The sequence below is a fragment of the Microcoleus sp. AT3-D2 genome, from assembly GCF_036705715.1.
Lineage (GTDB): Bacteria > Cyanobacteriota > Cyanobacteriia > Cyanobacteriales > Microcoleaceae > Microcoleus.
The window spans coordinates 41,576-58,879 of sequence record NZ_JAUBVE010000012.1; the positions used below are offsets into that span (position 1 = coordinate 41,576).

Annotated in this window: 18 protein-coding genes and 1 pseudogene; 7 read left to right on the forward strand and 12 right to left on the reverse strand. The window is 46.7% G+C overall.

Going from position 1 to position 17,304, the window contains the following annotated elements; genetic code table 11:
* Positions 1-37 precede the first annotated feature (37 nt).
* From QUB44_RS07730 to QUB44_RS31100, 7 genes and pseudogenes are all read right to left on the reverse strand, one after another.
* Entirely contained in the window at positions 38-1,309 is a 1,272-nt protein-coding gene (locus tag QUB44_RS07730; protein ID WP_333365053.1) for an APC family permease, read from the reverse strand.
* 170 nt (positions 1,310-1,479) lie between these two features.
* Positions 1,480-2,331 (reverse strand): phosphate ABC transporter ATP-binding protein PstB, encoded by an 852-nt coding sequence (gene pstB, locus QUB44_RS07735; protein ID WP_333365056.1) that lies wholly within the window; start codon positions 2,329-2,331, stop codon positions 1,480-1,482.
* A gap of 56 nt (positions 2,332-2,387) precedes the next feature.
* Positions 2,388-3,368, reverse strand: a complete 981-nt coding sequence (pstA, locus tag QUB44_RS07740) for a phosphate ABC transporter permease PstA (RefSeq protein WP_333365059.1) — start codon at positions 3,366-3,368, stop codon at positions 2,388-2,390.
* Between the two features lie 82 nt (positions 3,369-3,450).
* Positions 3,451-4,452 carry a phosphate ABC transporter permease subunit PstC gene (gene pstC / locus QUB44_RS07745; protein ID WP_333365062.1) on the reverse strand — a complete coding sequence of 334 codons (1,002 nt, stop codon included), beginning with the start codon at positions 4,450-4,452 and terminating at the stop codon, positions 3,451-3,453.
* A gap of 354 nt (positions 4,453-4,806) precedes the next feature.
* Entirely contained in the window at positions 4,807-5,835 is a 1,029-nt protein-coding gene (pstS, locus tag QUB44_RS07750) for a phosphate ABC transporter substrate-binding protein PstS (protein WP_333365066.1), read from the reverse strand.
* Between the two features lie 471 nt (positions 5,836-6,306).
* Positions 6,307-7,278: an NYN domain-containing protein gene (locus QUB44_RS31095; RefSeq protein ID WP_445299877.1), complete on the reverse strand. Its 972-nt coding sequence runs from the start codon at positions 7,276-7,278 to the stop codon at positions 6,307-6,309.
* Positions 7,279-7,389: 111 nt separating this feature from the next.
* A pseudogene (locus tag QUB44_RS31100) lies at positions 7,390-7,488 on the reverse strand (IS1/IS1595 family N-terminal zinc-binding domain-containing protein); the annotation flags it as partial.
* A gap of 235 nt (positions 7,489-7,723) precedes the next feature.
* On the opposite strand from QUB44_RS31100, the gene QUB44_RS07760 reads away from it, so the two are divergent.
* Positions 7,724-9,232, forward strand: coding sequence for a UbiD family decarboxylase (locus tag QUB44_RS07760; RefSeq protein WP_333365069.1), 1,509 nt, complete (start codon positions 7,724-7,726; stop codon positions 9,230-9,232).
* A gap of 184 nt (positions 9,233-9,416) precedes the next feature.
* Here the strand turns inward: QUB44_RS07760 and QUB44_RS07765 are convergent, their stop codons facing one another.
* Genes QUB44_RS07765 through QUB44_RS07775 form a run of 3 tightly spaced genes read right to left on the reverse strand, consistent with a single transcriptional unit; the run spans position 9,417 to position 10,095 of the window.
* A complete protein-coding gene (locus QUB44_RS07765) occupies positions 9,417-9,629 on the reverse strand; it encodes a helix-turn-helix transcriptional regulator (protein ID WP_333365072.1) in 213 nt (70 codons plus the stop codon).
* A gap of 20 nt (positions 9,630-9,649) precedes the next feature.
* Entirely contained in the window at positions 9,650-9,862 is a 213-nt protein-coding gene (locus tag QUB44_RS07770; protein ID WP_333102249.1) for a helix-turn-helix domain-containing protein, read from the reverse strand.
* 20 nt (positions 9,863-9,882) lie between these two features.
* Entirely contained in the window at positions 9,883-10,095 is a 213-nt protein-coding gene (locus tag QUB44_RS07775; RefSeq protein ID WP_333160987.1) for a helix-turn-helix transcriptional regulator, read from the reverse strand.
* Between the two features lie 127 nt (positions 10,096-10,222).
* On the opposite strand from QUB44_RS07775, the gene QUB44_RS07780 reads away from it, so the two are divergent.
* Together QUB44_RS07780 and QUB44_RS07785 are read left to right on the forward strand one after the other, a co-directional pair.
* Complete coding sequence (locus QUB44_RS07780) at positions 10,223-10,465, forward strand: hypothetical protein (protein WP_333365076.1); 243 nt, start codon at positions 10,223-10,225, stop codon at positions 10,463-10,465.
* Between the two features lie 157 nt (positions 10,466-10,622).
* Positions 10,623-11,411, forward strand: a complete 789-nt coding sequence (locus QUB44_RS07785; protein ID WP_333365289.1) for a DUF4058 family protein — start codon at positions 10,623-10,625, stop codon at positions 11,409-11,411.
* 124 nt (positions 11,412-11,535) lie between these two features.
* Here QUB44_RS07785 and QUB44_RS07790 read toward each other — a convergent pair whose 3' ends face one another.
* Both QUB44_RS07790 and QUB44_RS07795 read right to left on the reverse strand, forming a co-directional pair.
* Entirely contained in the window at positions 11,536-12,207 is a 672-nt protein-coding gene (locus QUB44_RS07790; protein WP_281363590.1) for an energy-coupling factor ABC transporter ATP-binding protein, read from the reverse strand.
* Between the two features lie 23 nt (positions 12,208-12,230).
* Positions 12,231-12,500, reverse strand: a complete 270-nt coding sequence (locus tag QUB44_RS07795) for a hypothetical protein (RefSeq protein ID WP_190663726.1) — start codon at positions 12,498-12,500, stop codon at positions 12,231-12,233.
* Between the two features lie 557 nt (positions 12,501-13,057).
* Between QUB44_RS07795 and psbD the strand changes: the two genes are divergently transcribed.
* The 4 genes from psbD (at position 13,058) to QUB44_RS07815 (ending at position 17,090) form a co-directional block, all read left to right on the forward strand.
* Entirely contained in the window at positions 13,058-14,116 is a 1,059-nt protein-coding gene (psbD, locus tag QUB44_RS07800; RefSeq protein WP_333040788.1) for a photosystem II D2 protein (photosystem q(a) protein), read from the forward strand.
* Between the two features lie 190 nt (positions 14,117-14,306).
* Entirely contained in the window at positions 14,307-14,459 is a 153-nt protein-coding gene (locus QUB44_RS07805) for a hypothetical protein (protein ID WP_333160979.1), read from the forward strand.
* A gap of 558 nt (positions 14,460-15,017) precedes the next feature.
* Positions 15,018-15,299 carry a 4a-hydroxytetrahydrobiopterin dehydratase gene (locus QUB44_RS07810; protein WP_333365080.1) on the forward strand — a complete coding sequence of 94 codons (282 nt, stop codon included), beginning with the start codon at positions 15,018-15,020 and terminating at the stop codon, positions 15,297-15,299.
* Positions 15,300-15,440: 141 nt separating this feature from the next.
* Positions 15,441-17,090 (forward strand): HD domain-containing phosphohydrolase, encoded by a 1,650-nt coding sequence (locus QUB44_RS07815; RefSeq protein WP_333365083.1) that lies wholly within the window; start codon positions 15,441-15,443, stop codon positions 17,088-17,090.
* The last annotated feature ends 214 nt before the right edge of the window (positions 17,091-17,304 follow it).

Consider the following 17,304-nt stretch of genomic DNA (forward strand, 5'->3'; position numbering starts at 1 on the left):
TCTACAATGCGGGATGCTGTTTCAATTTATCACACTTCTAGTTTCTCGCCGGGAGTCGGACGATCGCCCGCCAAATTAAACCGACGGCAATTAATGCCAATCCTGTCAGCCAAATTTGCCTCTCCACCCAGAAAGCCAGAAACAGACAATTCCCCAAACCCACCCAAGCCAACCACTGCGGATAAAGCCTTTCGGCGGGGGAAAGTTGCAGCGCGGCGAGGTTGGTGATAGCGTAATATATCAAAACGCTAAAAGCGCTAAATGACCAAGTGGTTTTGACATCGCCGACGAGGATTAAAAGTGCGATCGTAACTTCCACAACCACAACAGCCACATAAGGAGTTGTCCCCTCTGGATTCAGCCGCGCCAACACTCTCGGCATATCCAAGCGTCGCCCCATCGCCAGCCAGATGCGCGACAGCCCTAAAATTAAGTTCAGCAAGACTCCCAACATAGCGGTAATTGCGCCGACGGCTAGCAGTTGAGAAACTCCCGGAATTCGGAAACTGCGGGCGATGACTTCCAAGGGTGCAGTCGTGCCCCCTATTTGTGAAGACAGTTTATCGGTTCCCCCCGCGCCCGTGACAACAACTGCTACCCCCACGTAAAGCAGCATTGTCAGCACCAAAGTGAAAATTATGGCTTTGGGAATGGTTTTCCTCGGTTCCCGCACTTCCTCGCTCATTGTGGTGATGCGGGCGTAACCGCTATAAGCGACAAACATCAGGGCGGTGGCCTGGAAGATGGAGCCGATCGAGCTATCATTCTGTACGGTGGCCATTTCCCACCTTACCTCTGGCAAACCGACAGCAACAAACACCGCTAAGGATAGGAGTGTAACGGAGACTATGGCAGTATTGGCAATATTCGATCGCCTAATTCCCGTCAATACAATTAAAGTGATGGCGGCGAGGGCGACTAAAGCTGTTAGGATCAGGTAAGTGCGATCGGCTACACCAACTGCATTTAAAAAATACCCCGCAAAACCCAAAGCAGCAGTAGCAGCAGAAGCCGTTTTCGCCAACAAAAACATCCAGCCGGCAGTGAAACCCAGCCAAGGATTGAGATATTTGTAGCCATATTCATAAGTACCGCCGCTAACAGGATGATTTGCCGCTAATTGAGCGCTGTTAAGGCCATTGCAAACAGCAACAAAAGCTGCAATACCTACAGCCAAAATCACTCCCGGCCCAGCAACTTCCGCAGCAATGCCGATACTCACAAATACCCCAGTGCCCACAATCGAGCCCAGCCCCATCAGAGTAGCGCCGAAAATACCCAATTCTCGCTTTAGCAGTGTTGAAGACATAAATATAGCAGGCAAGATGCCTGCACAAAAATATTTGTCTGTTGTGGAACAGGCATCTTGCCTGTTCTGAAGACATAACTATAGCAGGCAAGATGCCAGCTCCACAAAAATATTTGTCTGTTGTGGAACAGGCATCTTGCCTGTTCTGAAAGAGTTTCAAGATGTAAGTATTAACCGAAACGGCCTTGAATGTAATCCCTCGTACTCGAATTGCCGGCAGAAGTAAAAATCTTACTTGTCGGGCCAAATTCAACCAGGCGGCCGATGCGACTTTCATCAGTATTAAAAAATGCCGTGTAATCAGAAACGCGAGCAGCCTGCTGCATATTGTGCGTCACAATCACAACAGTTAACTGCTGCCGCAGAGTCTGAAATAACTCCTCAATCTTCATCGTAGAAATCGGATCTAAAGCAGAACAAGGTTCATCCATCAGCAAAATTTTTGGCTGCACAGCCAAAGCGCGAGCAATACAAAGTCGCTGCTGCTGTCCCCCCGAAATCCCCTGAGCCGATTTCTTCAAATCGTCTTTGACTTCATTCCAAAGCGCCGCACTTTTAAGTGCAGATTCCACAATTTCATCTAATTCTGCTTTGCTTTTGCGACCAAAAATCCTCACCCCGTAAGCAATATTATCGTAGATGCTCAGCGGAAAAGGATTTGGTCTTTGAAACACCATCCCAATTTGGCGGCGCAAACTATTAATGTTTACTTTCTGACTGTAAATATCCTGTCCAAAAAACTCTACTCTTCCTTTAATTTGAACCTTTCCCTCCAATTCACCAATCCGGTTGAGAGCTTTGAGAAAGGTAGATTTGCCGCAACCTGAAGGCCCAATAATAGCCGTAATTTGCGGGTGAGGGATATTCATCGATAAATTTTCTAAGACTTTGTGAGTTCCGTAATAAAAACTCAAGTCCTGAACCCGCAGTGCTGGCATTGCATTGGGGTCAATTTCCGGGGTAGCCTCGTCTAGGAATTGGTGTGTATAGTCTTCGGATTTCAAGTTAGCTTTAGGTTTCATTATTTGCCTGGTTATATTGTTAATATTTGACTGAGAGATGCACTTTAGTTATTGATTTATCGGTTTTGCAAGCGTTTCCGAGTTACTGTACGGGATGCGACGCTAGCAATTAAAACCATGCCCAAAAGGACAGAGGCAGCAGTCCACGCCAATTCGTTCTGCTCCTTGTAAGGAGAGCTGGCGTAGCTATATATTAATACCGACATAGAAGGAGTCGGAGTCAGCAGTGTTTCGGGAATTTCTTTGAGTTTTGAGATAGTTTCTGCACCTATGGGGGACTGCGTTATCTCGCCCAATTTATCAACTAAAGGAGGCCAAAATTGACTCGACAACGCCGTTACAATCAGCGGCGCGGTTTCGCCGGCGGCCCGGGAAGCAGCGAGTAAAATACCTGTGGTAATAGTTGGAAGTGCTGAGGGTACGATCGTGCGAAACATAGTTTGAAAGCGTCCACCTCCCAAAGCAGCAGAAGCGAGACGGTAAGAAGTAGGCACTAATTTTAATGCTTGTTCTGTTGTCAGAGCAACAACTGGAAGCATGATGATGCCGAGGGCAAAACCACCTGCTAATGCTGAAAATGCTTTGGTAGTAACGACAATTAGGGCGTAGGAAAAGACGCCAACTACGATCGAGGGAACGCTGCTGAGAATGACGGTGATAAAGCGAATACTATTGGTAAGCGCTTTGTTTTCTCTACCAAACTCCGACAAAAATATTCCCGTCATTACGCCTATGGGCACGCTAATTAATGTAGCAATTCCTACCATTAAAGCAGTGCCGATAATGGCATTTGCAAAGCCGTTGGGCTGGTCTTCAACTCCGACGGGTGCTGGTAGAGACACTAGCACTTCCCAGCTCAAATGTGTCAGTCCTTCCCCCAATATTTTGTATAAAATAGCAAACAAAGGGAGCAGGGCCAGAGCTGTGAGAGCGAAAGCGATAACTGTCATTCCCCGGCTGAAAAAAGTTCGGCTTAGCGACAGGGGGTTGTTGATTTCTGTATCCAGAATACTGTTTGAATTTTGTGCTTGAGTCATGCGATTTTAGATTTGAGATTTTAGATTGAACCAGCGGGTAAATCCGGTGGCGCGACTTGGAACCAAATTGCTTTAGATGATGTTAAGTTTTAGCTTTCTTGGCCCCAATTAGCTGAACTAACAATACTGCGATCGCATTTACCAACAGAGTGATGACAAATAGAATTAGGGCTAAATACATCAAAGAGCCGATGTGCAGCGGTTCGAGAGCTTCCCGAAATTGACTTGCCAAAACAGCAGGAATTGAGTAGCTGGGAGCTAGCAGGGATGGGTTAATTTGAATCGAGTTGCCAATTACCATTGTGACTGCCATTGTTTCGCCTAAAGCGCGTCCCAAGGCTAATATGGTGGCGCCGATAATCCCCGAACTAGCTGCTGGTAATAACAGCTTGAATATTGTTTCCCAGCGGGTGGCACCGAGGGACATGGAAGCACTGCGTAAATCTACTGGAACTGACATCAATACATCGCGGCTGATGGCGGCTACTGTGGGCAAAATCATAATTGATAACAGTATTCCAGCCGGGAGCATTCCGGGGCCTAAAGGTTCGCTGCTGAACAGGGGAAACCAACTGAAATTATCAAACAATGACTGCTGCAAGGGCAACAAAAAGGGAATCAAAACAAAGATTCCCCACAGCCCAACTATCACGCTGGGAATAGCCGAGATTAGTTCAACCATGAATCCCAAGGGCGATCGTACCCAAACGGGTAAGAAGTTTTCGCTAGTAACTATAGCTACTGACAGCCCTAAAGGAAGTGCGATGATTATGCCGATCGCAGAACTAATTACAGTACCGTAAATAAACGGCAAAGCCCCAAACTGCAACTCGCCGATATCCCACTTGCGATTCCACAAGAATGAGAGTCCAAATTGGCTAATAGCAGGCCAAGCATCTTTAAAAATTACCGCACTCATCCAAAAGAGCGTACCCGCTGTCACTAGGGCAAAACCCCATACAAATAGTGTAAATCCTGACTCCATCCATAGACCTTCACCAGCAGTATCGGTCAAATCTACTTCTGTGTTTATTCCTACCGATTTTCTAGTCAATTTGTTCGGTTTTTTTGAAATATTCGTCATACCGAAATTAGTGCGTACCAAGTGAAATATTTGCTTGAAAGACGAGTAATTCTAATGGGCTGGTAGGGTGCACAGTGCTCACGATTGGTATCAATTTACGACGGAAACCTTCTATCTATCTCGTTTGTATCGAAGCCTCGATCCCCCTAAATCCCCCTTAATAAGGGGGACTTTGAGAGCCTCCTAAATCCCCATAAATCCCCCTAAATCCCCTTAACAAGCGGAACTTTCAATGCTCTTGTTCCCCCCTTTTTAAGGGGGGTTAGGGGGGATCGAGGATTTAAATACGAGCGAGAGGAATGTAAAATTTAGATGGGCCTCAGCTTAACTCATAACCCCGTGCGATCGCCAGAATTAACCTCTGGCAACCACAGTCTGATTAACTGTTTGAACCACCTTTTGAGCTGTAGCTGAAGGAATTGTAGTATACTCTAGCTGTTTGTTGATACCTTGACCTGTAGTCATCACCCAATTAACCATCTTTTTAATAGCCTCTGCTTTCGCAGCAGGATACTGTTTGTAGATTAACAGCCAAGTCAAACCAACAATCGGATAACCGTCGTTGGGATTGCCTTCTACTAAGCGGAAATCTGCTGGGAATGTTTCCCCTGCTAAAGCTTTCTCTGCTTCGGCCAAGCTAGGATCTACAAACCGGCCAGCTTTATTTTGAATAAATGCTGTTTGGAGATTGTTTTGCCGAGCAAAAGTATCTTGAACGTAGCCGATCGCACCCGCTGTATTTTTCACCAAAGCAGCTACGCCGGGGTTTCCTGGACCCCTGACAGCGGTGTCTGGCCACTTCGGTTGCGCCGCAGCTTTGATGCTACTGCCAGTCGCCTGCAAGTGATTAGCAAAAATAAAGCTAGTACCGCTGCTGTCTGCCCGTACAGCTACTCGAATCGCAGTATTTGGCAAGCCTTTAGCTTGTCCAGAAATTCCGGCTATTTTAGGATCATTCCAGCGAGTAATTTTACCTTCAAAGATGCCTTTCATGGCATCGTTATTTAGCCTCAGATTGTTCACTCCGGGCAAGTTGTAAACAACTGCAACAGCGCCGCCAGCAGTCGGAATCGCCATGACGCCGCGCTTTACTTCGGCTATTTGTGCAGCAGTCATCAGCGCATCGCTGCCTGCGAAATCAACAGTGCCTGTAATTAATGCTTTGATGCCAGCACCGCTGCCGGTTCCTTCGTAGTTTACAGTAATTTGATTTGCACTTCTCATCTGAGAGAAGTAGCGATCGTAAAGAGGTTTAGGGAAAGTTGCTCCCGAACCATTTAGTGTTACAGCAGCTACAGCGGAACTAATCAAAGTCAGCGAAAATGCTGCTGCTGCTAGTGTCACTATAAAACTACGTCGCCAACGTCCTATGAAAAAATTCATACTCCTCCTCTCCCTTAATAGCCGGCTTTGCAAATCTCCTCCATAGGATAGACTGAAACTTCCAAAGAAAGGGATCTAAAAGAATAAGATCGTTTTAAATTTTGGTTAAAAATAGATTAAATAATAACAGAATAAGCTTGTCTTAAATTTTGGTTAAAAATAGATTAAATTTTCCGACCGAAGACTCAGAAACATGATTTCTTAAATAAGTCAGGGAGCTGACTGTGCGATCGCCACTTCATAAATTTTACCGTTTTTCTTAATTTTAAATGTTTTGCATGATTGCAAAAATTTAATCACCTTGTTGCCCAAATTCAGCGATTGCAGTTTTTTAGTAATTGGTTGATTGTATAACTTATTAAATTCGCTGGCAACCTGGCTAACCGGAATATAACTACCGGGAGACTGAGCAGTTAATCCTGTGAGAATTTTGACTAGAGATGCTTCCAGGGCAGCAGAGGAATGAGTTTTTTAATTGGAGGATTTTTTGGCGATCGCCACTTGATGTTCCTGACCGATTAATTTTACTTGAAAAACACCCCACTCCGACTGCAAATATTTGATTACACTGAAATTTTTACCCAGAAAAATTTTGACAACCGAATCAGCATGAGATTGATACTTCGCCAAAAAATCTTTCTTGAGTTTGACCACAGGAATAGCATCCTCTTTTAACTCAATTTTTGCAGCTTCAATGATTTCTACAAGTATAGTTTTAAAAACATCCAGCGACTCAATAGCATTTGAATTGAGACCAGGTATTATTTGTATTTGGGGCAAATTTTGCTCCGCAACATTTTGATTAACAGCAACGGTAGCCAAAGATGCTTCAAGCACCGGGGTAACTTCGTTTTGCGCTGACTCCGACAGTGCAGCAGCAGGGGAAGTTGTAGAAGGGAAAACAATAGTGTGGCGCTCTTGAAAAAGCTCAGCCACAGTAGAAAAACGAGCGCTCCGCTCATCAATAGATTTGCGTTCAGCCTTCAACAAATCTGCAACTTGATTAGCCAATTCTTCAAAACTAGGGATTTCCTCTTCCCTTTCGCAAGAATAGTGCTTGCTCTCACCATTCTGACAGTTTTCTACAGACAAAACAGAATTTTGCCGGCGCACCCGAAAGACAGTCAATCCCTGATTTTGCAACTGATTGCAAAGATGATTTAACAAACCATCCGAAGAACAGACAAAAACTTGTTTTACATCCCGATATCGGTATAAAATAGCAGCGCCAAAAGCAATCATTTTACCATCAGCACTATTAGCACCGCCCGGAACGTGAATCAGTTCGTAACCGCGATCGTAAAGTTCAGCATCCAACTTGCCGATACTCGGGTTTTTCCAGTTAGCAAAAGCAATTTTAACTTGCAGGGGATAGTCGCACAAACCGGCTAAAAATTGTTCTGTATTAACCTTAAGTTTGAGATTTTCGGCATCCAACAGCAAAATCGCAATCCCGCCGGACTCTGTGGTGGTTGCAGGGGCGATTTCCTTCGGGATAGCTTCGCTTAACCGTGTTTCGGTGCATTTGCGATTTAAAGAGTCGGGGCCGGGCGGCTCAAAAAATTGTTTGCGGCAAGCTTTGCAAAGATACCGCTGGCGACCGTTGGGACGGCCGTTTTTACGAACTTGGTCAGATTCGCATCGAGGACATTCTATGTAACCCATTATGCAGCCTACTCCTGAACCGAACAAGACATTATCTATCTTCTTCTTTCTCTTCCTACCCTACCCTTCGGGAACCCCTGCGGGGAACGGGAACGGCTTCGCCGAACGCGCCCTTCGCGTCTTCGCGGTTCGTTAAATACGTATCTTTTGAGCGGTTCAGGAGTAACTTGTGGCAGTCGATCGGCTCATAATAACAAAAGAACGTTAACAATTCTTAAAAAAAATGGCAAGAGACTTGCGGGGATTCCTAAAACTACTCGAAGAACGGGGACAACTGCGCCGGATTAGCGCCTTAGTCGATTCCGACCTCGAAATTGCCGAAATTTCCAACCAAATGCTGCAAAAAGGCGGCCCTGGATTGCTGTTTGAAAACGTCAAAGGGGCCGAATTCCCCGTCGCCATTAACCTGTTGGGTACGGAAGAGCGCGTTTGCTGGGCGATGAACATGGAAAAGCCGATCGAACTAGAAGAGCTCGGCAAAAAATTGGGAATGCTACAACAGCCAAAACCGCCGAAAAAGATATCCCAAGCCATAGAATTCGGCAAAGTCTTGTTCGACGTAGTGAAAGCCAAACCAGGCCGTGATTTCTTCCCAGCTTGTCAGCAAGTGGTGTTTGAAGGGGAAGGCGTGGATTTGAACAAAATCCCGATGATTCGCCCCTATCCGGGAGATGCGGGCAAAATTATCACCCTCGGTTTAGTAATTACCAAGGATTGCGAAACCGGCACGCCGAATGTGGGCGTTTATCGCTTGCAATTGCAGTCAAAAAACACGATGACTGTCCACTGGTTATCTGTCCGTGGTGGCGCGCGACACTTGCGGAAAGCGGCGCAGGCTGGTAAAAAGTTGGAAGTTGCGATCGCCCTGGGAGTCGATCCTTTAATCATTCTCGCCGCAGCAACCCCAATTCCTGTAGATTTATCCGAATGGTTATTTGCCGGACTTTATGGCGGTTCCGGCGTGAGTTTAGCGAAGTGCAAAACCGTAGATTTGGAAGTACCGGCGGACTCGGAAATCGTGTTAGAAGGAACGATTACGCCGGGAGAAGTTCTGCCCGACGGGCCCTTCGGGGATCACATGGGTTATTACGGCGGCGTGGAAGATTCGCCGTTGGTGCGGTTCCACTGCATGACGCACCGCAAAGACCCGATTTATCTGACGACATTTAGCGGGCGGCCGCCGAAAGAAGAAGCAATGATGGCGATCGCGCTTAACCGTATTTATACGCCTATTTTGCGGCAGCAAGTATCGGAAATTGTCGATTTCTTCTTACCGATGGAAGCGCTTAGTTATAAAGCGGCAATTATCTCGATTGATAAAGCATATCCCGGTCAAGCGCGCAGGGCTGCTTTAGCATTTTGGAGTGCATTACCGCAGTTTACTTACACTAAGTTTGTGATTGTTGTCGATAAAAGTATCAACATTCGCGACCCCCGTCAAGTAGTTTGGGCAATTAGTTCTAAAGTCGATCCAGTTCGCGATGTATTTATTCTGCCGAATACGCCTTTTGATACGTTAGATTTTGCTAGTGAAAAGATTGGTTTGGGAGGCAGAATGGGGATTGATGCTACTACGAAGATGCCGCCGGAAACCGATCACGAATGGGGGGAAGTTTTGGAGTCCGATCCGGATGTGGCGGCGATGGTAGAAAGGCGTTGGGCTGAGTATGGTTTGGCCGATTTGAATTTGGGAGAAGTCGATCCGAATTTGTTTGGTTATGAGATGAAGTAGGGAAGTGCAACAAGGTTGTCTCCTGGCTTTTTTGAGTAAAATACGATTCCTCAATTGCTGACAATACAGTATAAACACAACAATGTTGTGTCCTGGTTTTTTTGAGTAAAATACTAGAAACACAACATTGTTATTTCCTTAGACAATAAACTCTATTTGAATCTTCGCGAGCATTATTTCTTCTTTATTGTTCCAAAATCTCAACTAAATCCTCGATCGCAATCTCAAAAGCACGAGCCATCTTGTCCAAAGCTGTGTAGTCTACAGTTGCCATACCTGGAGAATTAGCATAGGTGGCGATCGTAGTGTATGTAATACCCGTTCTGTTGGAGACTTCCCTGAGAGTCCAACCCTTCTCTTGAGCAAATTCTCGAACTCGCAGTCTAATTCGTCCCATATTCCCAACGATCAATCAGCCTACTCTTCCAAAATCTCAACTAAATCTTCGATCGCAATATCAAACACACGAGCCATTTTGTTCAAAGCCGTATAGTCTACAGTTGCCAGCTTGGGAGAATGGGCATAACTTCTAACGGTACTGTAAGGAATGCCCGATCGCTCAGAAACTTCTTTCAAAGTCCAACCTTTCTCTTGGGCTAGTTCTCGAACTCGCAACCGAATTAACCCCATCTTTCCGCTGAAAAATCAGTTTACCGTTCCAAAACCTCAACCAAATCTTCGATCATCAAATCGAAGACAGCAGCAAGTTTCTGCAAAGCCGTGTAGTCTACCGTTGCCAGTTTAGGAGCTTGGGCGTATTTTTTAACCGTGCTGTAGGGAATTCCCGTTCTGTCAGACACTTCTTTGAGCGTCCAACCCTTCTCCTCAGCGAGTTCTCGAACTCGCAATCGAATTAATCCCATTTATGCTTGACAGCAGCTATGCTCATATCTTTTAATAAAGATAGTTAACAGCGATCGCCCCCTGACCTGAGAAATCTAGAGCGATCGCCTTTCATTCACCACCCACAAAAGTGGGAAGGATTTTCCTATGATACCAAAACAACCGACTTATCGCGATCGACTTCAACCTTGGTGCATAATTCGCCACATCCCCAACTGTCAGCGGTTAACAGTCACCCGTTTCGCCCGCCGCCCCGATGCCGAATCTTACCTAAATGCGCTGCGCCGCTTAATGCCCGCAGTCCCGCATACAATTGTTTTCGTGAATGCGCTGTCTGTCTTAAATGAAAACAGCGTTCCAATTCCGATGCAATTGTCGATCGAAGTTTAAGCGTTGAAAAGTGTGAACAACAGGTAAGATGCCGGTTCCACAAACATTAAAATATGTTGTGGCGTGGGCATCTTGCCCGCCCAAGAAACAGGCAAGATGCCTCTTCCACAAATATTCAACTAAACTAGAAATAGATTTGAGTCAAGGAGTCACATCAATGCCATCTCCCTTTCCCGGTATGGACCCGTATTTAGAGCATCCTGAACTCTGGCCTGCCCTACACCACTGGCTAATTATTGAAATTGCCAGATTATTATCTCCGCAATTACGTCCTAAGTATTTAGTGTCTGTAGAAGTGAGAATGTATGAAACCGCTGACGACAATTTATCAATTGGCATTCCTGATGTAAACGTAATTCAGCCAACAACTACAACCGAATTAATCACATCAAACGTAGCCGTTGCAGCGCCACCAACACAACCCTTGACAGTAAACATTCCCATGCCCTACCAGGTTCGGGAAGGCTATTTAGAAATTAGAGAAAGAGGAAACCAAGAACTAATCACCCTGATTGAAATCCTCTCGCCTAGCAATAAGCGCACAGGAAAAGGACGACAAATGTACGAAGAAAAGCGAGAAGAAATTTTATCCAGTCGCACTCATTTAATTGAAATAGATTTATTGCGGCGCGGTCAAAAAATGCCAGTTATTGGCAATGACATTGAAAGCCACTATAGCGTTTTGGTGTGTCGGGGAAATCGCCGTCCCAGAGCAGATTTGTACGCTTTTAACGTGCAGAACCCGCTGCCTGCCTTTCCTCTGCCGCTGCGATCGGGCGATACCGAACCTATAATCAATTTGCAGGAATTATTCACTCAAATTTACGACATAGCAAGTTACGACCTCAAGATAGATTATCGCAACTGGGAAGTCATACCACCGCTGTCAGAGGCAGATACAATTTGGGCAGATGCTTGGTTGCGCGATCGAGGATTGCGAGATTAATTTGGGCTGGAGCCAAAATCTGGTTAAATACCCTATTTATTTCTTAGTCGGCGGAGGCAGACTTCGTTTGACTTGCAGAGCGATTTCCCTTGCAGAATGACTTAATTCTCAAATTGCTTGACAGCTAAACATCTTGACTTTGCATCAACCGCTGCTTCAAACGCGCCGGATCTCCCCGATCGACAACTTGGCCCTTTTCCAACAAAAAAGCCCCATCACAATAATTCAACTCATCCAAACGGTGAGTCACCCACAAAGCCGTAATCCCGCGATTTTTCACCAACCGCTGCACCGCCGCCACCAAATCCAACTGAGAATCAGGATCTAACAAAGCCGTCGGTTCATCCAACAGCAAAATTTCGCAGTGACGGGCGATCGCCCCAGCCAGGGCAATTCGCTGCTTCTGGCCCCCACTCAAAGCATAAATCGGCCGCCGCTGCAAATCCAGCAAATTCACAGCCTCCAAAGCCTCCGCCACCCTCTCCCGCACCTGAACGTTAGAAAGCTTTTCCTCCACCAAGCCAAAAGCCACATCCGCACCCACCGTCGGCATCACCAATTGGTGGTCGGGGTTTTGGAACACAAAACCCACTCGCCCGCCCAGGTCAATTTCCCCCGACTGGGGGTGCAGCAGCCCAGCCATCAGCCTCAGCAGCGTAGATTTGCCACTGCCGTTAGTGCCCAAAAGCATCCAAAACTCGCCCTTGGGTACATCCAGAGAGCAACCTTGCAACACTCGATCGCCCGACGGCCAGCAAAAACCCAAATCCCGCACAGCAACGGCTGACTGGCTCATATCGGCACCAACACCCCCAGCCCTCATTCTGCTGTCATCGAGACAAAGCCAGGGGATCTGCCTGTAGATGACGCCCCCGATTTCTGAGAAACCACCACCCCAGAAATCTCGCTGCTGAGTACAGCCACCTTTTTCTCAGGATTTTTCTCGCAGGTGAGTTCCAAAATTTGCGGTTGGGAGTTGCGAATCGCCGCCAGTACCTGCTGGTAAACAGTCTCAGCGTCCTCCTCCAACTTCCGCTGCACCGACAGCGAGACGGGCGTATTTTTCACAATGATGTCAATGCTGAACATATAGTCTTAAAAACCTAAGTTTGGAGCTCTATCCTCAGTATATATATAGGACTTACCCACGGAAACCCAGTTTCTTAGAAAAATCAGAGGTTGAGGGCGATACATCTACCAAGCCACGGGGCTTCTGACCCAAAGCGCAGAGACTCCTATATAGTAGAAGTCCCCAAAAGCAGGGCAAAGACTTCGGGGACTTCGAGGGCTTCGGGGAGTTCGCACAAGTCAATCGATTTTAGATTTTAGATTTTAGATTTTAGATTGAGCCCTTGACCCCACGGATAAATTCGGGGGGCAATTTTCATCGGATACAGGTTTTTTATTTCTGGACGGATGAATCCGGGGGCTTGTATCCTGGATGCTTTCGGTCAAAAGTCAAGAGCCGAAAGTTTTTTCAGAAAAACTTGCTCTTGTAAAGAATTACCTCTATAATCGTCAATACGGTAAAGAAAAGTAAACTCTGTTCATAATCCAACTTGTTTTCTGCTAAGCAGAGGCAACGGTTGGAGACTAATGACTAGAGAAAGATCCGCTGTAATTATATCCATTTGGAGATTTGCGTAATGACAATCGCAGTCGGACGCGCCCAGACCGAAAGAGGCATATTTGATGTACTCGACGACTGGCTCAAACGCGATCGCTTCGTCTTCGTAGGCTGGTCTGGCATCCTGCTATTCCCCTGCGCCTACCTAGCCATCGGTGGCTGGTTAACAGGCACCACCTTCGTCACATCCTGGTACACCCACGGTTTGGCAAGCTCCTACCTCGAAGGAGCCAACTTCCTCACCGTAGCAGTCTCCACCCCAGCCAACAGCCTCGGACACTCCCTGCTGTTCCTGTGGGGCCCCGAAGCACAGTGGGACTTCACCCGCTGGTTCCAACTCGGTGGGCTGTGGACATTCGTAGCCCTGCACGGTGCCTTCGCACTGATCGGCTTTTGCCTGCGTCAGATTGAAATCGCCCGTTTGGTAGGCATCCGTCCCTACAACGCCCTAGCATTCACCGGCCCCATCGCCGTGTTTGTGTCGGTGTTCCTGCTTTACCCCTTGGGTCAATCAGGCTGGTTCTTCGCCCCCAGTTTCGGCGTCGCAGCAATTTTCCGCTTCCTGTTATTCCTGCAAGGCTTCCACAACTGGACGCTCAACCCCTTCCACATGATGGGCGTTGCAGGCATCTTGGGCGGCGCGCTGTTGTGCGCCATCCATGGTGCAACCGTAGAAAACACCTTGTTTGAAGACGGCGAAGGCGCAAACACCTTCCGCGCCTTCAACCCAACTCAATCTGAAGAAACCTACTCGATGGTGACAGCCAACCGTTTTTGGTCGCAAATCTTCGGAATTGCCTTCTCCAACAAGCGCTGGTTGCACTTCTTCATGCTGTTCGTACCCGTCACAGGCTTGTGGATGAGCTCCATTGGCATCGTCGGTTTAGCATTAAACCTGCGCGCCTATGACTTCGTATCACAAGAATTACGCGCTGCTGAAGATCCTGAGTTTGAAACGTTCTACACTAAGAACATTCTGCTTAACGAAGGCATTCGTGCTTGGATGGCTCCGACAGACCAACCCCACGAAAACTTCATCTTCCCTGAAGAAGTTCTGCCTCGCGGTAACGCTCTGTAATTAGCGCGAAACATCAAAATTTCCAACATTTTAAAAGGGTAAGATAAAGCAGTTTAGGCTTTACCCTTAATGCTTAAAAAGCTCCCGCCACCAGGCAGGAGCTTTTTGTTTCCAGGAGTTGAGCGAATTAGCGCCCTAAAAAAAGTTGATTTTGTACAAAAACCAACTCTGCCTGTAGCTAGAAAAACTTGTGTCTTTATATCTCGTGAACTCTCCTATCTGGCAAGAAATCGATCTGCCTTTCCCAGCCGCCAGAGTTGCAATGAACCTGATAGCCACACAGCGCGGATTTTGGAGAACATATCCGCAAATGGCTGAAACTTCGATCGCCCGATTGCTGTAGAGATCGATCAAAGACCTTGCAGCAGCAGTAATTTGCCCTCATCTTACAAAAATCTCAATTTGCATCCCCCACTTCTAATTCCTTGTGTTATTCTAATAATTGTGAATACTAGAATGATACTCAGAACGCAAGTTCTTCTGGTAACGCTGGCAATGGCTAGCGCACCAATCATCACCTTAAATCTTGTATTTAGGTGATGTGCGTTCCAATATTAAGCCATTTAGCTAAACCTGGAGGTGATGCCCATGATAGAAAGTAGTAAACGCATGGGTCATCAGATTGGAAACTACCGGCTGTGCGCCGGGGCCGCTCACTAGCAGTCAGCCGTCGTCTCCAACGGGAAACGACTTCCACGGGGAACCAGGCTTAGCTAGGGATTCTCCCGGCAGTCAGGTTCTAATCTGAAGACCCGCTAGACCGCTCTCACCTCAAATAGTGTTAAATCTTGAGTATTAAAACTTGAGACTAAATGCTATGGGTGAGAGCGGATAGTTTTTGGTCAGGGTTTCTACACGTTGGCAGTTAATGTGCCATTCCTAATCCCAAAGAAAAAAAATTATGGCTGAGCTAATTAACAATACTCAAATTCAAGAGCGCGCCAGTCAATTGTCAGGCTGGACGGTTGAAGGTAAACAACTGCGGTGTACCCGTTTATTTAAAGATTTTATCGAAGCGATCGCCTTTGTGAATAAGTTGGTAGCCCCCTCAGAAGCCGCAGCACATCACCCCGACATAGAAATCTCCTACAACAAAGTTACAGTTAACTTGACAACCCACGATGCCGGAGGGTTAACTGAGAAAGACTTTGCGCTAGCCCAAGAAATTTCTACGCTAGATTAAAAGAGTGCCCGCTGGCCCAACAAGACTCCCCGCTAGAGAAAAGCTCGCAAATAAAAAATCGACTTGGGGTTAGAATCGGGTGCTAAAAAGTCGAGAGCCCAAACGTTCAATGTATAAAAGGCTATTCCCCATCATCCGACCATGATCGTATTTGAAAAGCCAGAGTTCAAGAACGAGTCTGCTGCAGAAAAAACCGATCTGATAGAAAAGCTTTTAGATATTGGCGCGGCTCTGTCGAGCGCCCAAGATTTGGGCGACTTGTTAAACTTAATTTTATCCAAAAGTAGAGAAATTACCTACAGCGATGCTGGCAGTGTTTACTTAGTAGATCACAGCGACGAAACACCTAAGCTGCTGTTCAAGGTAGCGCAAAACGCTTCTAAACCCAGCCTGTCGTTTAAGGAGTTTGCCCTGCCACTGACAGACAAAAGCTTGGCGGGATACGTTGCAATTACAGGTCAAAGTTTGAACCTGTCTGATGCCTACGACTTACCCCCTGGCGTACCCTACAGGCTAGATACCAGTTTTGACAGGGATATTAATTACCGCACTTGCTCGGTAATGGTACTGCCGATGCAAAACCGACAGGGGGAGACAATAGGTGTACTGCAACTGATCAACCGCAAAACAAAGGTAGATACGGTGCTGACAGCAGACAATGCCTGGGAATCGACGCAGCAGTATTCAGAGTGGGAAGAAAGGATAGTTCGATCTCTCGCTTCTCAAGCAGCAATCTCGATCGAGCGCAATCAACTCCAAGACAGCATAGAAAATTTGTTCGAGGGCTTCGTCAAAGCCTCGGTGCAAGTCATAGAAGCCAGAGACCCCTGTACCTACGGCCATTCAGAACGAGTAGCAGCCCTGACAGTACGCCTTTCAGAAGAAGTAAACACCGTCAGCAGCGGAGGACTTCGCTCTATTTACTTTAACAACCGCCAAATTCAAGAACTTCGCTACGCCGCCCTGCTGCACGATTTTGGCAAAATTGGAGTTCCCGAAGCAGTTTTGACCAAACAGAAAAAGCTCTACCCTGCACAGCTAGAAATCATTCGCCACCGCTTTGGCTTAGCTCAACGGACGATGGAAATGGAATGCCTCCAGTCTAAATACAAATACTTGCTGGAGCATTCAGCCTACCGAAAACACCAGATCCAGGAGCCAGAGTGCGCTCAATGCCAGGAAATCGAACAGCTAGACACTAAGCTAGCAGAGGCGAAAACCAGATTAGCAGAATACTGGGAAGTGCTGCTAGAGGCAAACGAGCCTCACATTTTGGCAGCCGAACCCCTAGCTCAACTGCGAGAGATTTCTCGACAAACTTACAGAGATATAGATGGGGCAAAGAAACCCCTGCTGAACCCAGACGAGATATTGCAATTGATGGTGTCGAGGGGCAACCTGACGCCGGAAGAACGAGCGGAGATAGAATCTCATGTAACTCACACTTATGACTTCCTCAAGCAAATTAATTGGACAAAGGATTTAAAAAATGTTCCAGAAATTGCCTACGGACATCACGAAAAGCTCGACGGCACAGGCTATCCGCGAGGTTTAAAAAAGTCAGAAATTCCCATTCAAGCGCAATTGATGACGATCGCCGATATTTACGACGCCCTGACAGCAGGCGATCGACCCTACAAACGAGCTCTGCAAACAGATGCAGCGATGAAAATTTTGCGGCAAGAAGCAGCTCACAACAAAATCAACGCTGATTTGTTAGAATTGTTCGATCATCGCCGAGTCTTTAGCGTCCTCGGACACAACTTGGATGTTAAAGTCGAATCAGCCTAGACGAGTCGGGCGTGCTGTGCTAAAAAGTAAATAAGGCGATCGGGCGCTATCTTGTGTCATCCGTCAAATCAATCGACAGCCCAAGTCTGGTCTGGTTTTGACGCGGTTGAGTACAGGTTAAAAAACAGGCTCTCCGCAGCCCTCAGTCACATCTATAAACTCGGTCAGCCCGAAAGAATCCAAAGAAAAAGTGAATTTTTGGTCTTTTTTTAGA